A 25182-nucleotide genomic window follows, 5' to 3' on the forward strand; every position below is an offset into this window, starting at 1 on the left:
CGCCGTTCCGCGCAAGCGGAGCGACGGTTTCCCGGTCAGGCGCAAGGCGTATGGAAAAACGGCTGGGCGATGCCCGGCCGTTTTTTTGTTTACACTGCCGCCAGTCCCTCAGGGCAAGCGCGCCAGTTCGCGCTTTCTTTTTTCCCTTTCCGCATCCCTGCCGCGCGCCAGGCGCGGTTTCGAGTTTCAAGGAGCCAGCATGCAAGCCATCGAGATCCGCGAATACGGCGGCCCCGACGTGTTGCGATTGACCGAGCGTCCCGATCCTGCGCCCGGTCCCGGTGAGGTCCTGATCCGCGTCGCCGCGGCCGGCATCAATCGGCCCGACGTGTTCCAGCGCACCGGCAACTATCCGGTGCCGCCGGGCGCGTCCGACCTGCCCGGGCTCGAGGTGGCCGGCGAGGTCGTCGGCGGCGACCTGTCGCATCCGGACAATCGCTTCGGCCTGAAAGTGGGCGACCGCGTCTGCGCGCTGGTGCAGGGCGGCGGCTACGCGCAGCTGTGCACCGCGCCGCTGGCGCAGTGCCTGCCGGTGCCGCAGGGCTTGAGCGATATCGAGGCGGCGGCCTTGCCCGAGACCTTCTTCACCGTGTGGAGCAATGTGTTCGATCGCGGCTATCTCGGACGCGGCCCGCGCGGCAAGGAAGAAACGCTGCTGATCCAGGGCGGGTCGAGCGGTATCGGCACCACCGCGATCCAGATCGCCAAGGCGCTCGGCCACAAGGTCTTCGTCACCGCCGGCAGCGACGAGAAGTGCCGCGCCTGCGAGGAGCTCGGCGCCGACCGCGCGATCAACTACAAGACCCAGGACTTCGCCGCCGAGGTCAAGACGCTGACCGGCGGCCGCGGCGTCGACGTGATCCTCGACATGGTGGCGGGTCCGTATCTGGCGCGCGAACTGTCGTGCATCGCGGACGATGGCCGCATCGTGATCATCGCGCTGCTGGGCGGCGCCAAGGCGGAGATTCCGCTTGGCGACATCCTGCGCCGACGCATCACCGTCACCGGCTCGACGCTGCGGCCACGCCCGGCCTCGTTCAAGGGCGAGATCGCGCGGGCTCTGCACGAACATGTGTGGCCGCTGCTGGCCAACGGCAGCATCAAGCCGGTGATCCACCAGGTCTTCCCGGCCGCGCAGGCCGCCGACGCCCATCGCCTGATGGAGTCGAGCGAGCACGTCGGCAAGATCGTGCTGACCTGGCAAGGCTGATGGCCAAAGCGGCCGGGCGATGGCCGGCCGCTTTCTTTCGCATGCGCGCCCGGCGGGGCAGAAGTTGAAATCGGGGTGGCAACGAGACAGTCCTGGCGAGTTGGCGGCGAATACTTCCTTGGCCATACCGGCATCGGTCACTACCAAGGAGCTTGCCATGCAGACCAATCGAATCGCACCCCAGACCATTCGCCCGCAACTGTCGCCGTCGGAGGACCCCGGCGCGCTGACGCAGCAGGATATCGACGAGTTGACCGCGCTCGTCCAGCCCGAGCTGGAGCGGGCGGGAACGTGGCGGGGCTGGCTATGCTGTTGCCTGCGCTGCCTCTTTCCCTGTATTTGCTGCGTCGAGGCCTGTCATTCCTACCGCGTGTCGAAGAGGGTGATGGAGCGGATGGAGGCGCGGGCGGCTGCCCAGGCGCCGGCACGCCTGGCCCCTTGAGCGCCGGCCGTTGCCCGGCGTCAGGCTGGCGGAACGTGCCGCGCCGCGCCGCCGGGCTTCAGCGCGATCGCGCCTGGCGGTGTGATGCGGCGGCGCAGGGTATCGCGCGGTCGTAGCGCCCGGGTACTCGGCGCGGTACAATTGCGGGTTTGATTTTGAGAGGCGCTTTCGTGAGACAAAAGCTCGTCATCGGCAACTGGAAGATGCATGGCAGCCTGGCTGCCAACGAGGCCCTGCTGAACGGTATCAAGGCCGGCGTCACGTCGGGCGCGAGCCTCGCGGTGTGCGCGCCGTTCCCCTACCTGGCGCAGTGCCAGGCGTTGCTGGCGGGCAGCCCGGTCGCCTGGGGCGCCCAGGACGTGTCGGCCGAGGCGCGCGGCGCCTTCACCGGCGAGGTGGCGGCGTCGATGCTGGCCGAGTTCGGCGTCAGCTACGTGCTGGTCGGTCATTCCGAGCGCCGCACCTATCATGGCGAGAGCGATGCCGCCGTCGCCGCCAAGGCGCTGCGGGCCCTCGAATTCGGCATCGTGCCGGTCATCTGCGTCGGCGAGACGCTGGCGCAGCGCGAAGCGGGCGAGACCGAGGCCGTGGTCGGCAGGCAGCTGCAGGCCGTGCTGGAAGCGCTGTCGGTGGAACAATTGGGCCGCGTGGTGCTGGCCTACGAGCCGGTCTGGGCGATCGGTACCGGCAAGACCGCCAGCAAGGAGCAGGCCCAGGCAGTGCACGCCTTCCTGCGCGCCCAGGTCGCCGCGCGCGACGCCGGCGTGGCGCAGCGCATGGCGATCCTGTACGGCGGCAGCGTCAAGCCGGACAATGCGGCCGAGCTGTTCTCGATGGCCGATATCGACGGCGGTCTGATCGGCGGCGCCTCCCTCAAATCCGAAGATTTTCTCGCGATCGGCAACGCCTGATGCCGGCCGCACCGACCGTCTGAATCAGGCAAGCGAATCGAATCCATGGCAATTCTGAAAACTCTATTGATGGTCGCGCAGGTGCTGTCGGCGCTGGGCGTGATCGGGCTGGTGCTGCTGCAGCACGGCAAGGGCGCCGACGTCGGCGCGGCGTTTGGCTCGGGCGCCTCGGGCAGCCTGTTCGGCGCCACCGGCTCGGCCAACTTCCTGTCGCGCACGACGGCGATCCTGGCCACGCTGTTCTTCGTCTGCACGCTGGCGCTGACGTTGCTGGGCAACTACCGTCCGTCCGCCTCGCTGGGCGTGATGGGCGCCGCTCCGGCCCCGGCCGCCTCGGCGCCCGCTGCCTCGGTGCCGGCCGCCGCCGCATCGGCGCCGGCCGCTCCTGCCGTGCCGAAATAATCCGGCATTCGCGCCCGGGATTGCCGAACATTTTGCACTTGTGCATTGAACAAAGTGGCGATCATGGGTTAGAATGCAGGGCTTGAAACGATTCCCCAGCGACGGTTCCTGGCGACGCAGCCAAATAGCAAAAATGGCCGCAAAACCAGCGATCCGAAGGGCTTGAAACCCGGCGCCAGGCAATATTGTTTCTCCCCCAGCCGACGTGGTGAAATTGGTAGACACGCTATCTTGAGGGGGTAGTGGCGAAAGCTGTGCGAGTTCGAGTCTCGCCGTCGGCACCAAACAACTTGATCGGAGTCTGCTCCCGGGCAATGCCCCGGTGAGGGACTCCGGCAGTCCGCAAGGCGGCGCCGTGATGTCTGCGCAATGGCGTTGGGCGCTTGGGGTGGGCAACAGGACGCCGCTTCAGCTGGTGCTGTTGACAACATTCCAGATAAGGCTGGCCGTACCTTGAATCTCGAAGCCTATTTCCCCGTTCTCGTCTTCATCATCTTCGGCGTGGTGCTCGGCCTCGCGCTGATGTCGATCGGCCGGATCCTGGGTCCGAACAAGCCCGACGCCGCCAAGCTCTCGCCTTACGAGTGCGGCTTCGAGGCGTTCGAGGACGCGCGCATGAAGTTCGACGTGCGCTATTACCTGATCGCCATCCTTTTCATTCTGTTCGATCTCGAAACCGCTTTCCTTTTCCCGTGGGGCGTTGCCCTGCAGGACATCGGCTGGCCGGGTTTCATCGCCATGGGCGTGTTTCTGCTGGAATTCATCGTGGGCTTCGTCTACATCTGGAAAAAGGGCGCGCTCGATTGGGAGTGATGTGAAATGGCAATCGAAGGCGTTCTGAACGAAGGCTTCGTCACGACTACCGCTGACAAGCTGATCAACTGGACCCGCACCGGGTCGCTGTGGCCGATGACCTTCGGCCTGGCCTGCTGTGCCGTGGAAATGATGCATGCCGGCGCGTCGCGCTATGACATGGACCGCTTCGGCGTGATTTTCCGCCCGTCGCCGCGCCAGTCGGACGTGATGATCGTGGCCGGCACGCTGTGCAACAAGATGGCCCCCGCGCTGCGCAAGGTGTACGACCAGATGGCCGAGCCGCGCTGGGTCATCTCGATGGGCTCGTGCGCCAACGGCGGCGGCTACTATCACTACTCGTATTCGGTGGTGCGCGGTTGCGACCGGATCGTGCCGGTCGACATCTACGTGCCGGGCTGCCCACCGACGGCCGAAGCGCTGATCTACGGCATCATCCAGCTGCAGAACAAGATCCGCCGCACCAACACCATCGCGCGCAAGGGTTGACATGGCCAAGCTCGATACCCTGAAGTCCGCGCTGGAGAAGGCGCTCGGCAATCGCATCGGCAAGCTGGTGGAGTCGTTCGACCAGCTGACGCTGATCGTCAAGGCCGACGACTACCTCGAAGTCGCCCGCGTGCTGCGCGACGATCCGTCGCTGCGTTTCGAGCAGCTGATCGACCTGTGCGGCGTCGACTATTCCACCTATGGCGACGGTGCCTGGGACGGTCCGCGTTTCGCCGCGGTCTCGCACCTGCTGTCGCTGACGCATAACTGGCGCCTGCGCGTCCGTGTGTTCGCGCCGGACGACGACATGCCGGTGGTCCCGTCGCTGATCGACGTGTGGAACTCGGTCAACTGGTTCGAGCGCGAGGCGTTCGATTTCTACGGGATCATCTTCGAAGGCCATCCGGACCTGCGCCGCATCCTGACCGACTACGGTTTCGTCGGCCATCCGTTCCGCAAGGACTTCCCGGTGTCCGGCTATGTCGAGATGCGCTACGACCCCGAGCAGAAGCGCGTCATCTATCAGCCGGTCACGATCGAACCGCGCGAGCTGACGCCACGGGTGATCCGCGAGGAAAACTACGGCGGCCTGAAGCACTGACCGGCACTGAGAACCCGCGATGGCAGATATCAAGAATTACACCCTGAACTTCGGTCCGCAGCACCCGGCGGCGCACGGCGTGCTGCGTCTGGTGCTGGAGCTGGACGGCGAGGTGATCCAGCGCGCCGATCCGCACATCGGCCTGCTGCACCGTGCCACCGAGAAGCTGGCCGAGCAGAAGACCTGGATCCAGAGCGTGCCGTACATGGACCGTCTCGACTACGTGTCGATGATGGCCAACGAACACGCCTACGTGATGGCGATCGAAAAGCTGGTCGGTATCGACGTGCCGATCCGCGCGCAGTACATCCGCGTGATGTTCGACGAGATCACGCGTCTGCTGAACCATCTGATGTGGATCGGCTCGCACGCGCTCGACGTGGGCGCCATGGCGGTGTTCCTGTACGCGTTCCGCGAGCGCGAGGACATGTTCGACATGTACGAGGCGGTGTCGGGGGCGCGGATGCACGCGGCCTACTATCGTCCGGGCGGCGTTTACCGCGACCTGCCTGACACGATGCCGCAATACAAGGCGTCCAAGGTCCACAACGAGCGGGCAATCAAGGCGATGAACGAGGCGCGCTCCGGCTCGCTGCTCGACTTCATCGAGGATTTCACCAACCGTTTTCCGAAGTACGTCGACGAGTACGAGACGCTGCTGACCGACAACCGGATCTGGAAGCAGCGCCTGGTCGGCATTGGCGTGGTCAGCCCGGAGCGCGCGCTGCAGATGGGCTTCACCGGCCCGATGCTGCGCGGCTCGGGGATCGAGTGGGACCTGCGCAAGAAGCAGCCCTACGAGGTCTACGACAAGGTCGATTTCGACGTGCCGGTCGGCGTGGGCGGCGACTGCTATTCGCGCTATCTGGTGCGGGTGGAAGAAATGCGCCAGTCCAACCGCATCATCAAGCAGTGTGTCGACTGGCTGCGCCGCAATCCGGGCCCGGTGATGAGCGACAACCACAAGGTCACGCCGCCGTCGCGCGTCGACATGAAGTCGAACATGGAAGAGCTGATCCACCATTTCAAGCTCTTCACCGAAGGCATTCGCGTGCCCGAGGGCGAGACCTACGCGGCGGTGGAACACCCGAAGGGCGAGTTTGGCATCTACGCGATCTCCGACGGCGCGAACAAGCCGTACCGTCTGAAGATCCGCGCACCGGGCTTCGCCCACCTGGCCGCGCTCGACGAAATGGCCAAGGGCCACATGATCGCGGACGCGGTGACGATCATCGGTACGCAGGACATCGTGTTCGGCGAGATCGACCGCTAACGACGTGCCGCCTCCGGACGACGATCCGGACCGACCGCGGCAAGCCGGCATGGGCTCATGCCTGCGAGGACAACGCAGCGACGGCTGCAACTGATGCGGACCGCGCCACCGGCTGGCGCGTTTCGCTTGTAAATCGGCGCATTAGGCAACACCACGGCAACGACCATGCTATCAGCAGAAGCTCTCAAGGAAATCGATCGCGCGATCGCCAAGTATCCGGCCGACCAGAAGCAATCGGCCGTGATGGCGGCATTGGCCGTGGCGCAGGGCGAAGTGGGCTGGGTGTCCCCGGAAGTCATGGAATTCGTGGCCAAGTACCTCGACATGCCGCCGGTGTGGGTGGAGGAAGTGGCCACCTTCTACAACATGTACGACACCAAGCCGGTCGGCCGCTACAAGCTGACCGTCTGTACCAACCTGCCTTGCGCACTGTCCGGCGGCGAACGCGCCGGCGACTACCTGAAGCGAAAGCTGGGCATCGACTACAACGAGACGACCCCGTGCGGCACCTTCACGCTGAAGGAAGGCGAGTGCATGGGCGCCTGCGGCGACGCCCCGGTGATGATCGTCAACAACACCCGCATGTGCAGCTTCATGAGCGACGCCAAGCTCGACGCACTGGTCGACGAGCTCAAGGCCGAAGCCGCTGCCAAGGGGGACAAGTAATATGACCTGTCTGCACGACCGCCATATCCAGCCGCTGATCCTGGCCGGGCTGGATGGCAAGAACTGGCATCTGGAAGACTACGTCAAGCGCGGCGGCTATCAGCAGCTCAAGCGCATCCTGACCGAGAAGGTGCCGCCCGAGCAGGTGATCGCCGACGTCAAGGCCTCGGGCCTGCGCGGCCGCGGCGGTGCGGGCTTCCCCACCGGCCTGAAGTGGAGCTTCATGCCGCGTCAGTTCCCGGGCCAGAAGTACCTGGTCTGCAATACCGACGAGGGCGAGCCGGGCACGTTCAAGGATCGCGACATCATCCGCTACAACCCGCACGCGCTGATCGAAGGCATGGCCATCGGGGCGTACGCGATGGGCATCACCGTGGGCTACAACTACATCCACGGCGAGATCTGGAACGAATACAAGATCTTCGAGGAAGCCCTCGAAGAGGCGCGCGCGGCCGGCTTCCTCGGCGACAACATCCTTGGCTCGGGCTTCAGCTTCCAGCTGCATGCCCATCACGGCTATGGCGCGTACATCTGCGGCGAGGAAACCGCGCTGCTCGAATCGCTGGAAGGCAAGAAGGGCCAGCCGCGCTTCAAGCCGCCGTTCCCGGCCAGCTTCGGCCTGTACGGCAAGCCGACCACGATCAACAACACCGAGACCTTCGCCGCGGTGCCGTTCCTGCTGGCCGTCGGTCCCGAGAATTACCTGAAGATGGGCAAGCCGAACAACGGCGGCACCAAGATCTTCTCGGTCTCGGGCGACGTCGAGCGTCCCGGCAACTACGAGATCCCGCTCGGCACGCCGTTCGCGACGCTGCTGGAGCTCGCCGGCGGCATGCGCGGCGGCAAGAAGCTCAAGGCGGTGATCCCGGGCGGCTCGTCGGCGCCGGTGGTGCCGGCCGACCTGATGATGGCGTCCGACATGGATTACGACTCGATCGCCAAGGCCGGCTCGATGCTGGGCTCGGGCGCCGTGATCGTGATGGACGAGACGCGCTGCATGGTTCGCTCGCTGCTGCGCCTGTCCTATTTCTACTTCGAAGAATCGTGCGGCCAGTGCACGCCGTGCCGCGAAGGCACCGGCTGGCTCTACCGCATGGTGAACCGCATCGAGCATGGTGAAGGCCGCCAGGAAGACCTGGACCTGCTCAACAACGTTGCCGAAAACATCATGGGCCGCACGATCTGCGCGCTCGGCGATGCGGCGGCGATGCCGGTCCGCGGCATGCTCAAGCACTACTGGAAAGAGTTCGAATATCACGTCGAACACAAGCAGTGCATGGTTCCGGCCTACATCTAAGCGTGGCAGAACATGGTTGAACTCGAAATCGACGGCAAGAAGGTTGAGGTTGCGGAAGGCAGCCTGGTGATGGAAGCGGCCCGCAAGCTGGGCACCTACATCCCGCACTTCTGCTATCACCGCAAGCTGTCCATCGCGGCCAACTGCCGCATGTGTCTGGTCGAGGTCGAAAAGGCGCCGAAGGCGCTGCCGGCCTGCGCCACGCCGGTCACCGCGGGCATGAAGGTCTTCACCAATTCGGAGAAGGCGGTCAAGGCCCAGAAGTCGGTGATGGAATTCCTGCTGATCAATCACCCGCTCGATTGCCCGATCTGCGATCAGGGCGGCGAGTGCCAGCTGCAGGATCTGGCGGTCGGCTACGGCGCCTCCGAATCGCGCTACAAGGAAGAGAAGCGCGTGGTGTTCCACAAGAACGTGGGCCCGCTGATCTCGATGGAAGAGATGACGCGCTGCATCCACTGCACCCGCTGCGTGCGCTTCGGCCAGGAAGTGGCCGGCGTGATGGAGCTGGGCATGCTGAACCGCGGCGAGCATTCCGAGATCACGACCTTCGTCGGCAAGACGGTGGACTCCGAGCTGTCGGGCAACATGATCGACCTGTGCCCGGTCGGTGCGCTGACCAGCAAGCCGTTCCGCTACACCGCGCGGACCTGGGAACTGTCGCGCCGCAAGTCGGTGTCGCCGCACGACGGCCTGGGCGCGAACCTGATCGTCCAGTCCAAGAACCACCGCGTGATGCGCGTGCTGCCGCTGGACAACGAAGCCATCAACGAATGCTGGCTGTCGGACCGCGACCGCTTCTCGTACGAGGGCCTGAACAGCGCCGACCGGCTGACCCGGCCGATGATCAAGCAGGACAACCAGTGGCTCGAGACCGACTGGCAGACCGCGCTTGAATACGTCGCCAACGGCCTGGCCGGCATCAAGCGCGAGCATGGCGCCGACCAGATCGCCGCGCTGGCCAGCCCGCACGCGACCGTCGAGGAGCTCTATCTGCTCGGCAAGCTGGTGCGCGGCCTGGGTAGCGACAACATCGACTTCCGCCTGCGCCAGTCCGATTTCTCGGCGCAGGTAGAGGGCGCGCCGTGGCTCGGCATGCCGATCGCCGAGGTGTCGGCGCTGCAGGGTGCGCTGGTGATCGGCGCGTCGCTGCGCAAGGATCAGCCGCTGCTGGCCTCGCGCCTGCGCCAGGCCGCCAAGAAGGGTGCCCGCGTCGCCGTGCTGGGCGCCAGCCCCGAAGACCTGCTGATGCCGCTGGCAGCGCGCATCGCCGTGGCGCCGTCGGCCTGGGCCGCCGCGCTGGCTGGCGTGGCGCGTGCCGTCGCGGCCGCCAAGGGCGTCGCCGCTCCGGCCGGCACGGAAGGTTTCGACGGTGGCGCGCTGGCCGAGGCGGCCGCGCAGGCCCTGCTGTCGGGCGAGCGCCGTGCCGTCTTCCTCGGCAACGAGGCCGTTCGTCATCCGCAATTCGCCGCGCTGCATGCGCTGGCGCAGTGGATCGCCGACAACACCGGCGCCACGCTGGGCTTCCTGACCGAAGCGGCCAACACCGTCGGCGCGCATCTGGTCGGCGCGCTGCCGCGCCAGGGCGGGGCCGACGCCCGCGCCATGCTGGAGACGCCGCGCAAGGCCTATGTGGTGCTGAACGCCGAGCCCGAATTCGACAGCGCCGATCCGCAACGCGCGCTGGCCGCGCTGGGCCAGGCCGGCACGGTGATCGTGCTGTCGCCGTTCCGCTCGGAGGCCGCGCTGCAATACGCCGACGTGATCCTGCCGATCGCGCCGTTCAGCGAGACCTCGGGCACCTTCGTCAACTGCGAAGGCGTGCCGCAGAGCTTCAACGGCGTGGTGCGTCCGCTGGGCGAGACCCGCCCGGGCTGGAAGGTGCTGCGCGTGCTGGGCAATCTGCTGGACGTGCCGGGCTTCGACTACGAGACCGCGGAATCGGTCCGCGACGAAGCGCTGGCCGACGCGATCGGTCCGCGCCTGAACAACCGCACGTCCGCCGCGATCCAGGTCGCCGCGCCGTCGGCCGATGGCGCCGTGCCGGCGATCGAGCGCGTCGCCGACGTGCCGATCTACCACTCGGACGCGATCGTGCGCCGTGCCGATTCGCTGCAGCTGACCGCGGCGGCGCGCCGTGCGATGCAGGTGGGCCTGTCGGCCGATCTGTTCGCCGCGCTGGGCGTGGCCGCCGGCGATCCGGTGCGGGTCACGCAAGGGCAGGGCAGCGTGGTGCTGCCGGCCGTGCTGGAAGAAGGTCTGCCCGCCAATACGGTGCGCGTGTCGGCGGCGACGCCGGCGGCCGTCGGCCTCGGGCCGATGTTCGGCACCGTGCTGGTGGAAAAGGCGGTGGAACTGGCCCCGGTGGCCGCGGCTTAAAGAAGCGAATACGACAGGCGAGAGAGAAAGATGATCGATTGGATTACCTCGCAGGGACAGGCCGTCTTCGGTGGCGCATGGACGCCGCTGTGGATCCTGATTCGCGCCGTGGTCATCGTGGTGCCGCTGCTGCTGTGCGTGGCCTACCTGATCCTGTGGGAGCGCAAGCTGATCGGCTGGATGCACGTGCGGATCGGCCCGAACCGGGTCGGCCCGCTGGGCCTGCTGCAGCCGATCGCCGACGTGCTGAAGCTGCTGCTCAAGGAAGTGATGACGCCCTCGCAGGTCAGCAAGGGCCTGTACCTGATCGCGCCGCTGATGGTGCTGATGCCGGCCGTGGCGATCTGGGCGGTGATCCCGTTCCAGGCCGAGGTGGTGATGGCCGACGTCAACGCGGGCCTGCTGTACGTGATGGCGATCAGCTCGGTCGGCGTCTACGGCGTGATCCTGGCTGGCTGGGCCTCGAACTCGAAGTACGCGTTCATCGGCGCGATGCGCGCCGCGGCGCAGATGGTGTCGTACGAAATCGCGATGGGCTTCGCGCTGGTCACCGTGCTGATGGTCTCGGGCAGCCTGAACCTGTCGGCGATCGTCAACGGCCAGAACACCGGCTACTTCGCCAACATGGGCCTGAACATCCTGTCGTGGAACTGGCTGCCGCTGCTGCCGATGTTCGGCGTCTACTTCATCTCGGGCGTGGCAGAAACCAACCGCCACCCGTTCGACGTGGTGGAAGGCGAATCGGAAATCGTGGCCGGCCACATGATCGAGTACTCGGGCATGGGCTTCGCGCTGTTCTTCCTGGCCGAATACATCAACATGATCATCATCTCGACGATGACCGCGCTGATGTTCCTCGGCGGCTGGGCGCCCCCGGTCGACAGCGTCGTGACCAACGCGATCCCGGGCTTCTTCTGGCTGCTGATCAAGGTGTTCCTGCTGCTGTCGGTGTTCATCTGGATCCGCGCTTCGTTCCCGCGCTACCGCTACGACCAGATCATGCGCCTGGGCTGGAAGGTCTTCATTCCGCTGACCGTCGCATGGCTGATCATCGTGGCGATCTGGATCAAGTCGCCCTGGAACATCTGGCACTGAAATCGCCGCCGATCCCGGCCACGAAGCCGGCCGGGACGGGCCAAACCGGGCAGCGGCGCACGCGCCGCGCCCGGTGGAATTACTAGGAAGCAATCGTCATGCTGCTCGCCATCAAGGACTTCTTCAACAGCCTGCTCCTGAAGGAACTCTTCAAGGGCATGGCCTTGACCGGCCGCTATCTCTTCGCCCGCAAGATCACGGTGCAGTTCCCCGAGGAGAAGACGCCGGTGTCGCCGCGCTTTCGCGGCCTGCACGCGCTGCGCCGCTATCCGAACGGCGAGGAGCGCTGCATCGCCTGCAAGCTGTGCGAAGCGGTCTGCCCGGCGCTGGCCATCACGATCGAGTCGGACGTGCGCGCCGACGGCACCCGCCGTACCACGCGCTACGACATCGATCTGACCAAATGCATTTTCTGCGGCTTCTGCGAGGAAGCCTGCCCGGTCGACGCGATCGTCGAAACCCAGATTCTCGAGTACCACGGCGAGAAGCGCGGCGACCTGTATTTCACCAAGGACATGCTGCTCGCGGTGGGCGACCGCTACGAGCCGCAGATCGCGGCGGCCAAGGCGGCGGACGCGAAGTACCGCTGATCGCCCGCCGTTCGCGCGAAACGGCGCGAATCCGGGCGAACCGGGCCGCAAGGCTACATATTGAATCGTGCCCCGCGAGGGGCAACTAGAAGGATGCCGCAAGGGCAGGCCACCGGGGGTGGGCTGTGCCGTGCGGCACGACGAGAACCATGGAATTCACGACCACCATCTTCTACGTCTTCGCAGTGGTGCTGGTGCTCTCCGCACTGAAAGTCATCACCGCCAGGAACCCGGTGCACTCGGCGCTGTACCTCGTGCTGTCGTTCTTCACGGCAGCCGCGCTGTGGATGCTGCTGCAGGCCGAATTCCTCGCCATCCTGCTGGTGCTGGTCTATGTCGGCGCCGTGATGGTGCTGTTCCTGTTCGTCGTGATGATGGTCGACATCGACATCGAGCACCTGCGCCGCGATTTCTGGACCTATGTGCCGCTGGCTTCGGTGGTCGGCGCGCTGATCATCGCCGAGATGGCGATCGTGCTGGTGCGCAATTTCATCGGCACCACGCAGCCGCTGAAGACGATGCCGCAGGGCCCCGACTACTCGAACACCGGCGCGCTCGGACAGGTCATCTACACCGACTACATCTACGCCTTCGAGGTGGCCGGCATCATCCTGCTGGTGGCCATCATCGCCGCGGTCGCGCTGACGCTGCGCCGCCGCAAGGACACCAAGGCGCAGGACGTGTCCGAACAGCTGCGCACCCGCCGCGCCGACCGCGTGCGGCTGGTTTCGATGCCGGCACAGACCGCGCAAGCCGCCGGCGAGCAAGCCGACGCCGCCAACAAGAACTGAAGATCGGGGAACGACGTGCTCTCTCTCGCCCATTTCCTGGTGCTCGGTGCGATCCTGTTTGCGATCAGCATCGTCGGCATCTTCCTGAACCGCAAGAACGTGATCGTGCTGCTGATGGCGATCGAGCTGATGCTGCTGGCGGTCAATATGAACTTCGTCGCCTTTTCGCACTATCTGGGCGATCTGGCCGGACAAGTCTTCGTTTTCTTCATCCTGACGGTGGCCGCCGCCGAGTCGGCGATCGGTCTGGCAATCCTGGTCGTGCTGTTCCGTAACCTGGACACGATCAACGTCGACGACCTGGACGCGCTCAAGGGCTGATGCCCGCGAGCCGATCCTGTCGAAACACGTCACCCAACCGACCGCACCCGACCGCACACCAACAAGCGTCCTATGGCAACCACGCTCAACCCCAACCTGCTGCTCGCGATTCCGCTGGCGCCGCTCGCCGGCGCGGCCATCGCGGGATTGTTCGGCACCAAGTTCTTCGGATCGTTCTCGTCGGAGACGCGCGCCGGCCGCGCCATCGCCCACACCGTGACCATTCTCGGTGTGGCGATCGCCTGCCTGCTGTCGCTGCTCGTGCTGCGCGACGTGATGGTGGATGGGGCCAGCTTCAACGCCACGGTCTATGAGTGGATGGTGCTGCCGTTCGCCGGCCACCCGCTGAAGATGGAGGTCGGCTTCCTGGTCGACTCGCTGACCGCGATGATGATGGTGGTGGTGACCTTTGTCTCGCTGATGGTCCACATCTACACCGTCGGCTACATGCAGGGCGACCCGGGCTACAACCGCTTCTTCGCCTACATCTCGCTGTTCACCTTCTCGATGCTGATGCTGGTGATGAGCAACAACTTCCTGCAGCTGTTCTTCGGCTGGGAAGCGGTGGGCCTCGTCTCGTATCTGCTGATCGGCTTCTGGTACACCCGTCCGACCGCGATCTTCGCGAACCTGAAGGCCTTCCTGGTCAACCGCGTCGGCGACTTCGGCTTCATCCTGGGCATCGGCCTGCTGCTGGCCTACAGCGGCAGCCTGAACTACACCGAGGTGTTCGCCGCGCGCGACCAGCTGGCGACCGTGACCTTCCCGGGCACCGACTGGATGATGCTGACGGTGGCGTGCATCTGCCTGTTCATCGGCGCGATGGGCAAGTCGGCGCAGTTCCCGCTGCACGTGTGGCTGCCGGACTCGATGGAAGGCCCGACGCCGATCTCCGCGCTGATCCACGCGGCCACCATGGTGACCGCCGGCATCTTCATGGTCAGCCGCATGTCGCCGCTGTTCGAGCTGTCCGACGCCGCGCTGTCCTTCGTGCTGGTGATCGGCGCGATCACCGCGCTGTTCATGGGCTTCCTGGGCATCATCCAGAACGACATCAAGCGCGTGGTCGCATACTCGACGCTGTCGCAGCTGGGCTACATGACGGTCGCGCTGGGCGCCTCGGCCTACCAGGTCGCGGTGTTCCATCTGATGACGCACGCCTTCTTCAAGGCACTGCTGTTCCTGGCCGCGGGCTCGGTGATCATCGGCATGCACCATGACCAGGACATCCGCAACATGGGCGGCCTGCGCAAGTACATGCCGATCACCTGGATCACCTCGCTGGTCGGTTCGCTGGCGCTGATCGGTACGCCGTTCTTCTCGGGCTTCTATTCGAAGGACTCGATCATCGAGGCGGTGGCCGAGTCGCACATCGCCGGTTCGGGCTTCGCCTATTTCGCCGTGATGGCGGGCGTGTTCGTCACCGCGTTCTACTCGTTCCGCATGTACTTCCTGGTGTTCCACGGCGAGGAGCGCTTCGGCAAGCCGCACCTGCACCACGACCACGCCGCGGAAGAGGAAGAGGCGCATGGCGACGACCATCACCATGGCCTGGCGCCGGGCGAGAAGCCGCACGAGTCGCCGTGGGTCGTGACGCTGCCGCTGGTGCTGCTGGCGATCCCGTCGGTGGTGATCGGTGCGATCGCGATCGAGCCGATGCTGTTCGGCGACTTCTTCAAGAACGGCGTGGCCTTCCAGAACGTGATCTTCGTCGGCGAGAACCACCACGCGATGCGCGAGCTGGCCGAGATGTTCCACGGCTGGGTCGCGATGGGCATCCACTCGCTGCAGACCCCGGTGCTGTGGCTCGCGCTGGCCGGCGTGGTGCTGTCGTGGTTCTTCTACATGAAGCGGCCCGACATCCCGGCGGCGATCCAGCAGCGCTTCAGCGGCGTGTACAAGTTGCTCGACAACAAGTACTACATGGACGCCATCAACGAAGCGGTGTTCGCCCGCGGCGCGCGCCTGATCGGCACGGGCCTGTGGAAGGGCGGCGACCAGGGCCTGATCGACGGCCTGCTGGTCAACGGCGCCGCGCGTGTGGTCGGCTGGGTCGCCTCGGTCAGCCGCTACGTGCAGTCCGGCTATATCTATCACTACGCATTCGCGATGATCCTGGGCATGCTGGTGCTGCTGTCGATCACGATCTTCGGCTCGGCTAGCGCGGTGGGCGCCAAGTAAGGAATACAACGAAAATGGTTCTCTCTTTCGCTATCTGGCTGCCTATCTTTTTCGGCTTGCTGGTGCTGGCCTTCGGCTCGGATCGCAGCCCGGGCTTCGTCCGCTGGACCGCGCTGTTCGGCTCGATCGTCAGCTTCCTGGTCACGCTGCCGCTGATCGTGAACTTCGACCGCGGCACCGCGCAGATGCAGTTCGTCGAGAAGTACTCGTGGATCGAGCGCTTCAACATCAACTACCACCTCGGCGTCGACGGCATCTCGATGTGGTTCGTCGTGCTGACCGCCTTCATCACGGTGATCGTCGTGATCGCCGGCTGGGAGGTCATCACCGAGCGCGTGGCGGCCTACATGGCGTCGTTCCTGATCCTGTCGGGCATCATGGTCGGCGTGTTCGCCTCGCTCGACGGCATGCTGTTCTACGTGTTCTTCGAGGCCACGCTGATCCCGATGTACATCATCATCGGCGTCTGGGGCGGCCCGAACCGGGTCTACGCGGCCTTCAAGTTCTTCCTGTACACGCTGCTCGGCTCGCTGCTGACGCTGATCGCGCTGCTGTACCTGTACAACAAGACCGGCAGCTTCGAGATCCTGCAATGGCATCAGGCCAGGCTGTCGATGAACGAGCAGGTGCTGCTGTTCCTGGCGTTCTTCCTGGCCTTCGCGGTCAAGGTGCCGATGTGGCCGGTCCATACCTGGCTGCCCGATGCCCACGTCGAGGCGCCGACCGGCGGCTCGGTGGTGCTGGCCGCGATCATGCTGAAGCTCGGCGCCTACGGCTTCCTGCGCTTCTCGCTGCCGATCGCGCCGGACGCCAGCCACAGCCTGGCCGCGTTCATCATCGCGATCTCGCTGGTGGCGGTGATCTACATCGGCCTGGTGGCGATGGTGCAGGCCGACATGAAGAAGCTGGTCGCGTACTCGTCGATCGCGCACATGGGCTTCGTCACGCTGGGCTTCTTCATCTTCAGCGAGATCGGCATCGAGGGCGGCATCGTGCAGATGATTTCGCACGGCTTCATCTCGGGCGCGATGTTCCTTTGCATCGGCGTGCTCTATGACCGCGTGCACTCGCGCCAGATCGCCGACTACGGCGGCGTGGTCAACACGATGCCGAAGTTCGCGGCCTTCGCGGTGTTCTTCGCGATGGCCAACAGCGGCCTGCCGGCGACCTCGGGCTTCGTCGGCGAGTGGATGGTGATCCTGGGCGGCGTCCAGTACAACTTCTGGATCGGCCTGGCGGCGGCCACCTCGCTGATCCTCGGCGCGGCCTATTCGCTGTGGATGGTCAAGCGCGTGGTGTTCGGCGATATCAAGCACCAGCACGTCGCCGAGCTGGTCGACCTGAACAAGCGCGAGTTCGTCATGCTGGGCCTGCTGGCCGCGATGACGCTGTACATGGGCCTGCATCCGAAACCCTTTACCGATGTGATGCACGCATCGGTGGTCAACCTGCTGTCGCACGTGGCGCAGTCCAAGCTGTAAGCAGGGAGAGAACGAATCATGGAATCGACCACGACTTGGGCGCCTGTGGCCCCGATCATCTTCCTGGCGATCGCCATCGCGGCGGTCAACTGGATCGACCTTGCACGCGGCAAAAATCGGCCGAGCGTCGCCTATCCGCTGTCGCTGCTGATCACGCTGGTGCTGACCGTCTGGTTCGGCCTGAACGCCGCCAACGGCGAGACCCACTACGCGTTCTCGAACCTGGCCGTGATCGACCCGATGGCCAACGTGCTGGCCTCGTTCTCGGCGCTGGCGCTGTTCGTGACGCTGGTCTACACGCGCCGCTACCTCGGCGACCGCGACCTGTACGCCGGCGAGTTCTACATGCTGGCGCTGTTCACGCTGGGCGGCCAGATCGTGATGATCACCGGCAACAACTTCCTGACGCTGTATCTCGGCGTGGAACTGCTGTCGCTGTCGTCGTACGCGCTGGTCGCGCTGCGCCGCGATTCGCGCGTGACGTCCGAATCGGCGATGAAGTACTTCGTGCTGGGCGCGCTGGCGTCGGGCTTCCTGCTGTACGGCATGTCGATGATGTACGGCGCCACCGGTTCGCTGAACCTGGGCGAGGTGTTCCGCGTGGTCGAGTCCGGCCGCGTCAACACGACGATGCTGGCCTTCGGCGTGGTGTTCCTGGTGGCCGGCCTGGCCTTCAAGCTGGGTGCCGCGCCGTTCCACATGTGGATTCCGGACATCTACCAGGGCTCGCCGACCGCGGTGACGCTGCTGATCGCCGGTGCGCCGAAGCTGGCCGCGTTCGCGATGACGCTGCGTATCCTGGTCGAAGGCCTGCTGCCGCTGGCGGTGGACTGGCAGCTGATGCTGTCGGTGCTGGCGGTGGTATCGCTGGCGATCGGTAACCTGACGGCGATCGTGCAGAGCAACCTGAAGCGGATGCTGGCGTATTCGACGATCTCGCACATGGGCTTCCTGCTGCTGGGCATGCTGTCCGGCGTGGCCGGCGGCCAGACCGACGGCGCCGCCAGCGCCTACGGCTCGGCGATGTTCTACGCGGTCACCTACGTGCTGACCACGCTGGGCACCTTCGGCATCATCCTGCTGCGCACGAACAAGGGCTTCGAGGCCGAGACGCTGGAAGACCTGAAGGGCATGTCGCGCAAGAACCCGTGGTTCGCGCTGCTGATGCTGGTGATGATGTTCTCGCTGGCCGGCATCCCGCCGACCGTGGGCTTCTACGCCAAGCTGGCGGTGCTCGAGGCGGTGGTTGCGGCCGGCATGTCGTGGCTGGCCGTGGTGGCGGTGCTGTTCTCGCTGATCGGTGCGTTCTACTACCTGCGCATCGTCAAGCTGATGTACTTCGACGTGCCGGCCGGCGAGGAAACGCTGGAGGCCTCGGGCGGCCTGCGTTCGCTGCTGAGCCTGAACGGCCTGGTCATCGTCGTGCTGGGCATCTTCCCGGCCGCGCTGATGAACCTGTGCTACCAGGTCGTGCGCACCACGCTGGGCGCCTGAGCGCCCGGCCGACACGCGCACCACGCACACCACAATGAGCGCATCCGCGGGCGGCTGGTTTGTCATCCTGCTGGCATTGGCCTGTGCCAATCTGCCGTTTGTCAACCAGCGCCTGTTCGCGGTCATTCCGCTCGGCAAGCCGCGCAAGCCGTTCTGGGTGCGGCTCGCCGAGCTGATCGTCTACTATCTGCTGGTCGGCGCGGTGGGCTTCGCGGTCGAGGCCGGCCTGGGCAATCGCTTTGCCCAGGGCTGGCAGTTCTATGCGATCACCGCCTGCCTGATGCTGGTGTTCGCCTTCCCCGGCTACACCTGGCAATACCTGGTCAAACATCGCGCGAGCTGACGCCGAACCCGGCATGACCTTCGGCGGCCTCGCCATCCCGGAGGGTTCATGTCGTCATCCCGATCCCAAGGCGCCAACGCCGCCTCCCTGGTCTCTCCCGAAGCGCTCGACGCGGGCGGCGACGACCATCTGAAGGAAGTCCCCCTGGCGTCCGCGACGCTGCACCGGGGCAAGTTTCTGACGCTGAAGCAGGACATCGTACGGCTGCCCGACGGCAAGCAGGCCGGCCGCGAGTATGTCGAGCACCCCGGCGCGGTGATGATGATCCCGCTGTTCGACGACGGCACCGTGCTGGTGGAGCGCCAGTTCCGCTATGCGGTGCGCGAGGTGATGCTGGAATTTCCGGCCGGCAAGCTCGATCCGCAGGAGGGGGCGCAGCGCTGCGGCGAGCGCGAGCTGCGCGAGGAGACCGGCTACAGCGCCGCGCGCTGGGACTATCTGACCCGAATCCACCCGGTGATCTCGTACTCGACCGAGTTCATCGACCTGTTCCTGGCGCGCGAGCTGACCGCCGGCGAGGCGGCGCTCGACGACGGCGAATTCCTGGAAACGCTGATTGTGCCGGCGGGGCAGGTGATCGACTGGGTCCGCCAGGGCCGAATCACCGACGTCAAGACCATCATCGGCGCGTTCTGGCTGGAAAAGGTGCTGTCCGGCGCCTGGCAGCCGGGCGAGCAGAAGGTGCCGGACTGAGCGCAGCCCATCTTTAAATTCACCAGGACGCTACCATCTTCGCCTGACGCCGGCCCCCGGGGCTGGCCGCGGTCAGGAAAAATTAGAACGACCGTTCACAAATTTGCGATTCACGGCTAATATTGCTTTGACGGGCTGGAAACATCATGAAGGTGCTCGACCTGCGCTGTGCGCATGACCATCGGTTCGAAGGCTGGTTTGCTTCGGAGGACGATGCGCAGTCGCAGATTTCGCGCGATCTCGTTCAGTGTCCTGTTTGCGGCGACCACGCCGTGACGCGGCTGCCGAGCGCCCCGCGCCTGAATCTGTCTGGCGCGGCCGAGCGCCAGCCGGCGCCCCAGGCGCCGGTGCAGCAGGCTCAGGCGGTCCCGCCGGCGGCGCAGGTCCTGCAATCGCTGTATCTGAAGGCGGTCAGGCAGGTGCTGGCGCAGACCGAGGACGTGGGGCCGCGCTTTGCCGAAGAGGCCAGGCGCATGCATTACGACGAGGCACCGGAACGCGGCATCCGCGGGACGGCGTCGCCGGAGGAAGTGCAGGCGCTCGCCGAAGAGGGCATCGAAACGTTTCCGCTCGTGGTGCCGGATGCGCTGAAGCAGACGGCTCACTGAATCGCGTCCCGTGCCCGCCTTCGCGCCGGTGCGAGGGCGCGTTGGCCAGAACAATTTGCCGGCCGCAGCCGGCATCACTGGAGACGGGCATGGATCTCAACTACACGGCGGCCGACAACGCCTTCCGCGAGGAAGTGCGCAGCTGGCTGGAAGCCAACCTGCCGGCGGACATTCGCGCCAAGATTCTGAATCACCGCCGGCCCAACCGGGACGATCTGGTGCGCTGGCACAAGATCCTGGCGGGCAAGGGCTGGTCGGCGCCGCACTGGCCGGTCGAGTACGGCGGTACCGGCTGGAACGCGACCCAGCGCCATATCTGGGATGAGGAAAATGCCCGCGTCGGCGCGCCCGGCGTGCTGCCCTTCGGCGTCGCGATGGTCGCGCCGGTGATCATGAAGTACGGCAACGAGCAGCAGAAGTCCTACTACCTGCCGCGCATCCTGGACTGCACCGACTGGTGGTGCCAGGGCTATTCGGAGCCGGGCTCGGGCTCGGACCTGGCCTCGCTGAAGACCCGCGCCGAACTGACTCCGGACGGCAAGCACTACATCGTCAACGGCCAGAAGACCTGGACCACGCTCGGCCAGCACGCCGACATGATCTTCTGCCTGGTCCGCACCGACCCCGAAGCCAAGAAGCAGGAGGGCATTTCGTTCCTGCTGATCGACATGAAGACGCCGGGCATCACCGTGCGTCCGATCATCATGCTCGACGAGGACCACGAGGTGAACGAGGTCTTCTTCGACAACGTCAAGGTGCCGGTGGAGAACCGCGTCGGCGAGGAGAACAAGGGCTGGACCTACGCCAAGTACCTGCTTGGCCACGAGCGCACCGGCATCGCCCGCGTCGGCAATTCCAAGCGCGAGCTCGGCTTCCTGAAGCGCGTCGCGCGCCAGCAGCAGAAGAACGGCAAGCCGCTGCTGGAAGACCCGGTGTTCGGCGCCAAGGTCGCCGCGCTGGAAATCGAGCTGATGGCGCTCGAAATCACCGTGCTGCGCGTGGTGTCGAGCGAGAGCGCCGGCAAGGGCCCCGGCCCCGAGGCCTCGCTGCTGAAGATCAAGGGCACCGAGATCCAGCAGATGCTGACCGAGCTGATGGTCGAAGCGGTCGGCCCGTACGCGCAGCCGTTCGACCGCGACTACCTGGAGTGCGAGACCGAGCACGCGGTGACCGGCTACGACGATGCCGCGCCGCTGGCCGCGTACTACTTCAACTTCCGCAAGACCTCGATCTACGGCGGATCCAACGAAATCCAGAAGAACATCATCAGCCAGATGATCCTGGGGCTGTGAGGAGACAGGAACCATGAACTTCAATCTCAGCGACGAGCAGAAGCAACTGGCTGACGCGGTACGCCGCTTCATCGACAAGAGCTACGACTTCGAGTCCCGCAAGAAGGCCTACAAGAGCGAGACCGGCTACAGCGAAGCGGCATGGAGCGCGCTGGTCGAGCTCGGCCTGACCGCGCTGCCGGTGCCGGAAGCCCAGGGCGGATTCAACGGGTCGGCCATCGACATGATGGTGGTGATGCAGGAGCTGGGCCGCGGCCTGGTGGTCGAGCCGTATCTGGCGACGGTGACAGCCGCCTATGCGTTGAAGCAGGCCGGCGGCCAGGACGCCGTACTCGAACAGGTCGCCGGCGGCGAAGTCAAGCTGGCCACCGCGTTTAACGAGCGCGAGGCGCGCTATGCGCTGAACGACGTGCGGGTGACCGCCAAGGGCGGCAAGCTGAACGGCACCAAGGTCGTGGCGATCCACGGCGGCCAGGCCGACAAGCTGGTGGTGTCGGCACGTACCGGCGGCGGCAATGCCGATCAGGATGGCATCTCGCTGTTCCTGGTCGATGCGAAGGCGCCGGGCGTCACCATCCGCGACTACCGCACGATCGACAACCTGCACGCGGCCGATATCACGTTCCAGGACGCCGCCGGCGAGCTGCTGGGCACCGAAGGTCAGGGCTGGGCGCTGCTCGAGCAGGTCGCCGACTACGCCGCGGTGCTGCTGTGCGCCGAGGCCGTGGGCGTGATGGACACGCTGACCGCCGCCACCATCGAGTACGCCAAGACGCGCCAGCAGTTCGGCGTGCCGATCGCGCGCTTCCAGGCGCTGCAGCACCGCATGGTCGAGATGTTCATCCATGCCGAGCAGTCGCGCTCGATCACGCTACTGGCCGCGGCCCGCTTCGACGAGGCGAGCCCCGAGGAGCGCCGCCGCTACGTGTCCGCCGCCAAGGCGCGGGTCGGACAGGCCGCGCGCACGGTCGGCCAGGAAGCGGTGCAGATCCACGGCGGCATGGGCGTCACCGACGAACTGCCGGCCGCGCACATGTTCAAGCGGCTGACGCTGATCAACACCACCTTCGGCGACGTCGACCACCATCTTGGCCGCTTCGCCAGCCTGCCGGAATTCCAGCAGGCGGCATGATGGCCAGCCGCTGAGGCAAGCAAGGCCGCGCTCGGACAAACGTCCGGCGCGGCTTTTTGTATTCAGGGTTTCTCCCCTCTCCCGCGGGCGGGAGAAGGGCGGGGGAGAGGGCAGCGGCGGTCGCAGTACCGATGGCGGTCGACACCAGCCCCTCTTCCAACCCTCTCCCGCTGAGAGGCGAGGGAGAAACGCATTCGATACGAGGACCCAGGAGACCCCATGTCCGACACCATGTACTTCGAAGACTTCGTCGTCGGCAGTCGGCGCGAGCTCGGTTCGCGGCTGATCACCGAGGACGAGATCGTCAGCTTCGCCACGCAGTACGATCCGCAGCCCTTCCACGTCGACAGGGAGGCGGCGAAGAAAAGCATCTACGGCGGCCTGATCTCGAGCGGCTGGATGACCTGCGCGGTGATGATGCGCATGCTGGTCGACAACATGACGTCGAAGTCGGCCAGCATGGGCTCGCCCGGCGTCGACGAGATCCGCTGGCTCAAGCCGGTCTATGCCGGCGACACGCTGACCGTGTTTGTGTCGGTGCTGGACAAGCGGCCGTCGCAGTCCAAGCCGGATCGCGGCGTCGTGCACACGCAGTGGGAGGCGGTCAACCAGCGCGGCGAGCTGGTCTGCACCGTCAAGGGCATGGGCATGTACGGCCGCCGGCCGTCCTGACATTGGACAAGGAGAGAAGATGCGCACCATCGCTTCGCTGGAAGAGCTCGAGGGCCTGCAGGGGCAGGAGGTTGCCGTCAGCGACTGGACCGAGATCACGCAGCACCAGGTCAACCTGTTCGCCGAGGCGACCGGCGACCATCAGTGGATCCACGTCGATCCCGAACGCGCGCGGCGCGAATCGCCGTTCGGCGCGCCGGTCGCGCACGGCTTCCTGACGCTGTCGCTGCTGCCCGCGCTGATGCAGAGCGCGATGCAGATGCCGGGCGTCAAGATCGGCGTCAACTACGGCCTGAACCGCGTGCGCTTCACCGCGCCGGTGCCGGTCGGCAGCCGGCTGCGCGCGCGGATCAAGCTGCTGAAGGTCGAGCGCATCGCGCCGCCGCCCAATGCACCGGATCTGGTCGGCGCGCAGTCGACCTGGGAGGTCACGATCGAACGCGAGGGCAGCGATCGTCCGGTCTGCGTCGCCGAATCGATCAGCCGGCGCTATTCCTGACGCCCCGGCGCGGTGCGTCGCACCGCTTTGCGTCATCGCACCATCGTGATGCAAGGCGCGCGCGCACCGCCACGGTGCCGTGATCTCGATGCAGTCACCCACGCGGCCACAGGCCGCGTTCTTTTTTGGTGGCACGCTAGTTGCAGAAGTCCCTGCCGGGGTGCGTTCTTCCTCGAACACCAATACGAGCTAGGGAGCTGCAATGAAACGACGTGAGATATTGAAGCTGTCGGCGGTGGCCGCCGCGGCGATGATCGGTACCAGTCCGCTGGCGATCGCGCAATCAAAAGAGCCGATCAAGGTGGGCGTGCTGCATTCGCTGTCGGGCACGATGGCGATCTCGGAGACGTCGCTGAAGGACGTCGCGCTGATGGCCATCGACGAGATCAACAAGAGCGGCGGCGTGCTGGGCCGCAAGCTGGTCCCGGTGGTCGTCGATCCCGCGTCGAACTGGCCGCTGTTCGCCGAGAAGGCGCGCCAGCTGATCAGCAACGACAAGGTCGCGGTGACCTTCGGCTGCTGGACCTCGGTGTCGCGCAAGTCGGTGCTGCCGGTCTACGAGGAACTGAACGCGCTGCTGTTCTATCCGGTGCAGTACGAGGGCGAGGAGATGTCGAAGAACGTCTTCTACACCGGCGCCGCGCCGAACCAGCAGGCCATTCCCGCGGTCGAGTACCTGATGAGCAAGGAGGGCGGGGGCGCGAAGCGCTTCTTCCTGCTGGGCACCGACTACGTGTATCCGCGCACCACCAACAAGATCCTGCGCGCCTTCCTGAAGAGCAAGGGCGTGGCCGACAAGGATATCGAGGAGGTCTACACGCCGTTCGGCCACAGCGATTACCAGACCATCGTCGCCAACATCAAGAAGTTCTCGCAGGGCGGCCGCACCGCGGTGATCTCGACGATCAACGGCGATTCCAACGTGCCGTTCTACAAGGAACTGGGCAACGCGGGCCTGAAGGCCAAGGACGTGCCGGTGGTGGCGTTCTCGGTCGGCGAGGAAGAGCTGCGCGGCATCGACACCAAGCCGCTGGTCGGCCATCTGGCCGCATGGAACTACTTCATGTCGGTCAAGAACCCGGAGAACGACGCGTTCAAGAAGCAATGGGCGGCCTGGGTCAAGGCGAACAACCTGCCGGGCGGCGACAAGCGCGTGACCAACGATCCGATGGAGGCCACCTACGTCGGCATCCACATGTGGGCGCAGGCGGTCAAGAAGGCCGGCACCACCGACCCGAACAAGGTCCGCGCCGCGATGATCGGCCAGACCTTCAAGGCGCCGAGCGGCTTCACGCTGACGATGGGCGAGAACCACCATCTGTACAAGCCGGTGATGATCGGCGAGGTCAAGGGCGACGGCCAGTTCTCGGTGGTCTGGAAGACGCCGAAGCCGCTGCGTGCGCAACCGTGGAGCCCGTTCATCGCGGGCAACGAGGGCAAGCCGGACAAGGTGATGTAAGGCCAGGCCCGGGTGGGGGAGGCCACCCGGCTTTTCCGGCCGTCTCCC

At 65.6% G+C, this 25182-nt stretch carries 26 protein-coding genes and 1 tRNA gene; all 27 read left to right on the forward strand.

Annotation, left to right across the window (positions count from 1 at the left end; all coding sequences use genetic code 11):
* Positions 1–199 precede the first annotated feature (199 nt).
* Positions 200–1210 (forward strand): NAD(P)H-quinone oxidoreductase, encoded by a 1011-nt coding sequence (locus FOB47_RS14855; protein ID WP_174781428.1) that lies wholly within the window; start codon positions 200–202, stop codon positions 1208–1210.
* Between the two features lie 157 nt (positions 1211–1367).
* Positions 1368–1652 carry a hypothetical protein gene (locus FOB47_RS14860; protein ID WP_006577038.1) on the forward strand — a complete coding sequence of 95 codons (285 nt, stop codon included), beginning with the start codon at positions 1368–1370 and terminating at the stop codon, positions 1650–1652.
* Positions 1653–1855: 203 nt separating this feature from the next.
* Positions 1856–2563: a triose-phosphate isomerase gene (gene tpiA / locus FOB47_RS14865; RefSeq protein ID WP_232963068.1), complete on the forward strand. Its 708-nt coding sequence runs from the start codon at positions 1856–1858 to the stop codon at positions 2561–2563.
* A 45-nt stretch (positions 2564–2608) separates the two neighbouring features.
* A complete protein-coding gene (gene secG / locus FOB47_RS14870) occupies positions 2609–2965 on the forward strand; it encodes a preprotein translocase subunit SecG (protein ID WP_174781429.1) in 357 nt (118 codons plus the stop codon).
* A gap of 199 nt (positions 2966–3164) precedes the next feature.
* A tRNA-Leu gene (locus FOB47_RS14875) sits at positions 3165–3249 on the forward strand.
* A gap of 169 nt (positions 3250–3418) precedes the next feature.
* Positions 3419–3778, forward strand: a complete 360-nt coding sequence (locus FOB47_RS14880; protein ID WP_006576543.1) for an NADH-quinone oxidoreductase subunit A — start codon at positions 3419–3421, stop codon at positions 3776–3778.
* Positions 3779–3784: 6 nt separating this feature from the next.
* Entirely contained in the window at positions 3785–4267 is a 483-nt protein-coding gene (locus FOB47_RS14885; protein ID WP_151023252.1) for a NuoB/complex I 20 kDa subunit family protein, read from the forward strand.
* 1 nt (position 4268) lies between these two features.
* Positions 4269–4868 (forward strand): NADH-quinone oxidoreductase subunit C, encoded by a 600-nt coding sequence (locus FOB47_RS14890; protein ID WP_053821435.1) that lies wholly within the window; start codon positions 4269–4271, stop codon positions 4866–4868.
* A gap of 19 nt (positions 4869–4887) precedes the next feature.
* Positions 4888–6141: an NADH-quinone oxidoreductase subunit D gene (locus tag FOB47_RS14895; RefSeq protein WP_053821436.1), complete on the forward strand. Its 1254-nt coding sequence runs from the start codon at positions 4888–4890 to the stop codon at positions 6139–6141.
* A gap of 165 nt (positions 6142–6306) precedes the next feature.
* Positions 6307–6807, forward strand: a complete 501-nt coding sequence (gene nuoE / locus FOB47_RS14900) for an NADH-quinone oxidoreductase subunit NuoE (protein WP_053821437.1) — start codon at positions 6307–6309, stop codon at positions 6805–6807.
* Between the two features lies 1 nt (position 6808).
* Positions 6809–8104 carry an NADH-quinone oxidoreductase subunit NuoF gene (nuoF, locus tag FOB47_RS14905; RefSeq protein WP_053821438.1) on the forward strand — a complete coding sequence of 432 codons (1296 nt, stop codon included), beginning with the start codon at positions 6809–6811 and terminating at the stop codon, positions 8102–8104.
* Between the two features lie 12 nt (positions 8105–8116).
* Positions 8117–10483 carry an NADH-quinone oxidoreductase subunit NuoG gene (gene nuoG / locus FOB47_RS14910; RefSeq protein ID WP_174781430.1) on the forward strand — a complete coding sequence of 789 codons (2367 nt, stop codon included), beginning with the start codon at positions 8117–8119 and terminating at the stop codon, positions 10481–10483.
* Positions 10484–10513: 30 nt separating this feature from the next.
* Positions 10514–11578 carry an NADH-quinone oxidoreductase subunit NuoH gene (gene nuoH, locus FOB47_RS14915; RefSeq protein ID WP_053821440.1) on the forward strand — a complete coding sequence of 355 codons (1065 nt, stop codon included), beginning with the start codon at positions 10514–10516 and terminating at the stop codon, positions 11576–11578.
* 98 nt (positions 11579–11676) lie between these two features.
* Positions 11677–12168: an NADH-quinone oxidoreductase subunit NuoI gene (nuoI, locus tag FOB47_RS14920; protein WP_006576689.1), complete on the forward strand. Its 492-nt coding sequence runs from the start codon at positions 11677–11679 to the stop codon at positions 12166–12168.
* 149 nt (positions 12169–12317) lie between these two features.
* The gene (locus FOB47_RS14925; RefSeq protein ID WP_053821441.1) at positions 12318–12959 is read left to right on the forward strand and encodes an NADH-quinone oxidoreductase subunit J; all 642 of its coding nucleotides are present in this window, start codon (positions 12318–12320) and stop codon (positions 12957–12959) included.
* 15 nt (positions 12960–12974) lie between these two features.
* Positions 12975–13280: an NADH-quinone oxidoreductase subunit NuoK gene (gene nuoK / locus FOB47_RS14930; protein WP_006576687.1), complete on the forward strand. Its 306-nt coding sequence runs from the start codon at positions 12975–12977 to the stop codon at positions 13278–13280.
* Positions 13281–13352: 72 nt separating this feature from the next.
* A complete protein-coding gene (nuoL, locus tag FOB47_RS14935) occupies positions 13353–15461 on the forward strand; it encodes an NADH-quinone oxidoreductase subunit L (protein WP_053821442.1) in 2109 nt (702 codons plus the stop codon).
* Positions 15462–15475: 14 nt separating this feature from the next.
* Positions 15476–16942: an NADH-quinone oxidoreductase subunit M gene (locus tag FOB47_RS14940; protein ID WP_174781431.1), complete on the forward strand. Its 1467-nt coding sequence runs from the start codon at positions 15476–15478 to the stop codon at positions 16940–16942.
* 18 nt (positions 16943–16960) lie between these two features.
* Complete coding sequence (gene nuoN / locus FOB47_RS14945) at positions 16961–18436, forward strand: NADH-quinone oxidoreductase subunit NuoN (RefSeq protein WP_053821444.1); 1476 nt, start codon at positions 16961–16963, stop codon at positions 18434–18436.
* 34 nt (positions 18437–18470) lie between these two features.
* Positions 18471–18779 carry a DUF2818 family protein gene (locus FOB47_RS14950; protein WP_053821445.1) on the forward strand — a complete coding sequence of 103 codons (309 nt, stop codon included), beginning with the start codon at positions 18471–18473 and terminating at the stop codon, positions 18777–18779.
* Between the two features lie 48 nt (positions 18780–18827).
* A complete protein-coding gene (locus tag FOB47_RS14955; RefSeq protein ID WP_244959431.1) occupies positions 18828–19472 on the forward strand; it encodes an NUDIX domain-containing protein in 645 nt (214 codons plus the stop codon).
* Between the two features lie 146 nt (positions 19473–19618).
* Complete coding sequence (locus tag FOB47_RS14960) at positions 19619–20080, forward strand: DUF1178 family protein (protein ID WP_053821446.1); 462 nt, start codon at positions 19619–19621, stop codon at positions 20078–20080.
* Positions 20081–20169: 89 nt separating this feature from the next.
* Positions 20170–21372, forward strand: a complete 1203-nt coding sequence (locus tag FOB47_RS14965) for an acyl-CoA dehydrogenase family protein (RefSeq protein ID WP_006576680.1) — start codon at positions 20170–20172, stop codon at positions 21370–21372.
* A gap of 13 nt (positions 21373–21385) precedes the next feature.
* Positions 21386–22504 (forward strand): acyl-CoA dehydrogenase family protein, encoded by a 1119-nt coding sequence (locus FOB47_RS14970; RefSeq protein WP_053821447.1) that lies wholly within the window; start codon positions 21386–21388, stop codon positions 22502–22504.
* 219 nt (positions 22505–22723) lie between these two features.
* Positions 22724–23176 (forward strand): MaoC family dehydratase, encoded by a 453-nt coding sequence (locus FOB47_RS14975; protein ID WP_053821448.1) that lies wholly within the window; start codon positions 22724–22726, stop codon positions 23174–23176.
* Between the two features lie 19 nt (positions 23177–23195).
* On the forward strand, positions 23196–23675 hold the full coding sequence (locus tag FOB47_RS14980) for a MaoC family dehydratase (RefSeq protein ID WP_006576677.1): 480 nt from the start codon (positions 23196–23198) through the stop codon (positions 23673–23675).
* 202 nt (positions 23676–23877) lie between these two features.
* Positions 23878–25134 (forward strand): urea ABC transporter substrate-binding protein, encoded by a 1257-nt coding sequence (gene urtA, locus FOB47_RS14985; RefSeq protein ID WP_053821449.1) that lies wholly within the window; start codon positions 23878–23880, stop codon positions 25132–25134.
* Positions 25135–25182 lie beyond the last annotated feature (48 nt).

The organism is Cupriavidus gilardii (genome assembly GCF_013347325.1).
In the GTDB taxonomy this organism is placed as follows: Bacteria; Pseudomonadota; Gammaproteobacteria; order Burkholderiales; family Burkholderiaceae; genus Cupriavidus; species Cupriavidus gilardii.

What these genes read in the sequence shown, in the direction of transcription:
- nuoE (WP_053821437.1), top strand. Translation starts at nt 6,307, where the DNA reads ATGCTATCAGCAGAAGCTCTCAAGGAAATCGATCGCGCGATCGCCAAG.
- nuoL (WP_053821442.1), top strand. Translation starts at nt 13,353, where the DNA reads ATGGCAACCACGCTCAACCCCAACCTGCTGCTCGCGATTCCGCTGGCG.
- secG (WP_174781429.1), top strand. Translation starts at nt 2,609, where the DNA reads ATGGCAATTCTGAAAACTCTATTGATGGTCGCGCAGGTGCTGTCGGCG.
- FOB47_RS14955 (WP_244959431.1), top strand. Translation starts at nt 18,828, where the DNA reads ATGTCGTCATCCCGATCCCAAGGCGCCAACGCCGCCTCCCTGGTCTCT.
- FOB47_RS14885 (WP_151023252.1), top strand. Translation starts at nt 3,785, where the DNA reads ATGGCAATCGAAGGCGTTCTGAACGAAGGCTTCGTCACGACTACCGCT.
- nuoF (WP_053821438.1), top strand. Translation starts at nt 6,809, where the DNA reads ATGACCTGTCTGCACGACCGCCATATCCAGCCGCTGATCCTGGCCGGG.
- urtA (WP_053821449.1), top strand. Translation starts at nt 23,878, where the DNA reads ATGAAACGACGTGAGATATTGAAGCTGTCGGCGGTGGCCGCCGCGGCG.
- FOB47_RS14895 (WP_053821436.1), top strand. Translation starts at nt 4,888, where the DNA reads ATGGCAGATATCAAGAATTACACCCTGAACTTCGGTCCGCAGCACCCG.
- nuoG (WP_174781430.1), top strand. Translation starts at nt 8,117, where the DNA reads ATGGTTGAACTCGAAATCGACGGCAAGAAGGTTGAGGTTGCGGAAGGC.
- FOB47_RS14965 (WP_006576680.1), top strand. Translation starts at nt 20,170, where the DNA reads ATGGATCTCAACTACACGGCGGCCGACAACGCCTTCCGCGAGGAAGTG.
- FOB47_RS14980 (WP_006576677.1), top strand. Translation starts at nt 23,196, where the DNA reads ATGCGCACCATCGCTTCGCTGGAAGAGCTCGAGGGCCTGCAGGGGCAG.
- FOB47_RS14890 (WP_053821435.1), top strand. Translation starts at nt 4,269, where the DNA reads ATGGCCAAGCTCGATACCCTGAAGTCCGCGCTGGAGAAGGCGCTCGGC.
- FOB47_RS14960 (WP_053821446.1), top strand. Translation starts at nt 19,619, where the DNA reads ATGAAGGTGCTCGACCTGCGCTGTGCGCATGACCATCGGTTCGAAGGC.
- FOB47_RS14940 (WP_174781431.1), top strand. Translation starts at nt 15,476, where the DNA reads ATGGTTCTCTCTTTCGCTATCTGGCTGCCTATCTTTTTCGGCTTGCTG.
- tpiA (WP_232963068.1), top strand. Translation starts at nt 1,856, where the DNA reads ATGCATGGCAGCCTGGCTGCCAACGAGGCCCTGCTGAACGGTATCAAG.
- FOB47_RS14970 (WP_053821447.1), top strand. Translation starts at nt 21,386, where the DNA reads ATGAACTTCAATCTCAGCGACGAGCAGAAGCAACTGGCTGACGCGGTA.
- FOB47_RS14950 (WP_053821445.1), top strand. Translation starts at nt 18,471, where the DNA reads ATGAGCGCATCCGCGGGCGGCTGGTTTGTCATCCTGCTGGCATTGGCC.
- FOB47_RS14860 (WP_006577038.1), top strand. Translation starts at nt 1,368, where the DNA reads ATGCAGACCAATCGAATCGCACCCCAGACCATTCGCCCGCAACTGTCG.
- nuoI (WP_006576689.1), top strand. Translation starts at nt 11,677, where the DNA reads ATGCTGCTCGCCATCAAGGACTTCTTCAACAGCCTGCTCCTGAAGGAA.
- FOB47_RS14975 (WP_053821448.1), top strand. Translation starts at nt 22,724, where the DNA reads ATGTCCGACACCATGTACTTCGAAGACTTCGTCGTCGGCAGTCGGCGC.
- FOB47_RS14855 (WP_174781428.1), top strand. Translation starts at nt 200, where the DNA reads ATGCAAGCCATCGAGATCCGCGAATACGGCGGCCCCGACGTGTTGCGA.
- nuoH (WP_053821440.1), top strand. Translation starts at nt 10,514, where the DNA reads ATGATCGATTGGATTACCTCGCAGGGACAGGCCGTCTTCGGTGGCGCA.
- FOB47_RS14925 (WP_053821441.1), top strand. Translation starts at nt 12,318, where the DNA reads ATGGAATTCACGACCACCATCTTCTACGTCTTCGCAGTGGTGCTGGTG.
- nuoN (WP_053821444.1), top strand. Translation starts at nt 16,961, where the DNA reads ATGGAATCGACCACGACTTGGGCGCCTGTGGCCCCGATCATCTTCCTG.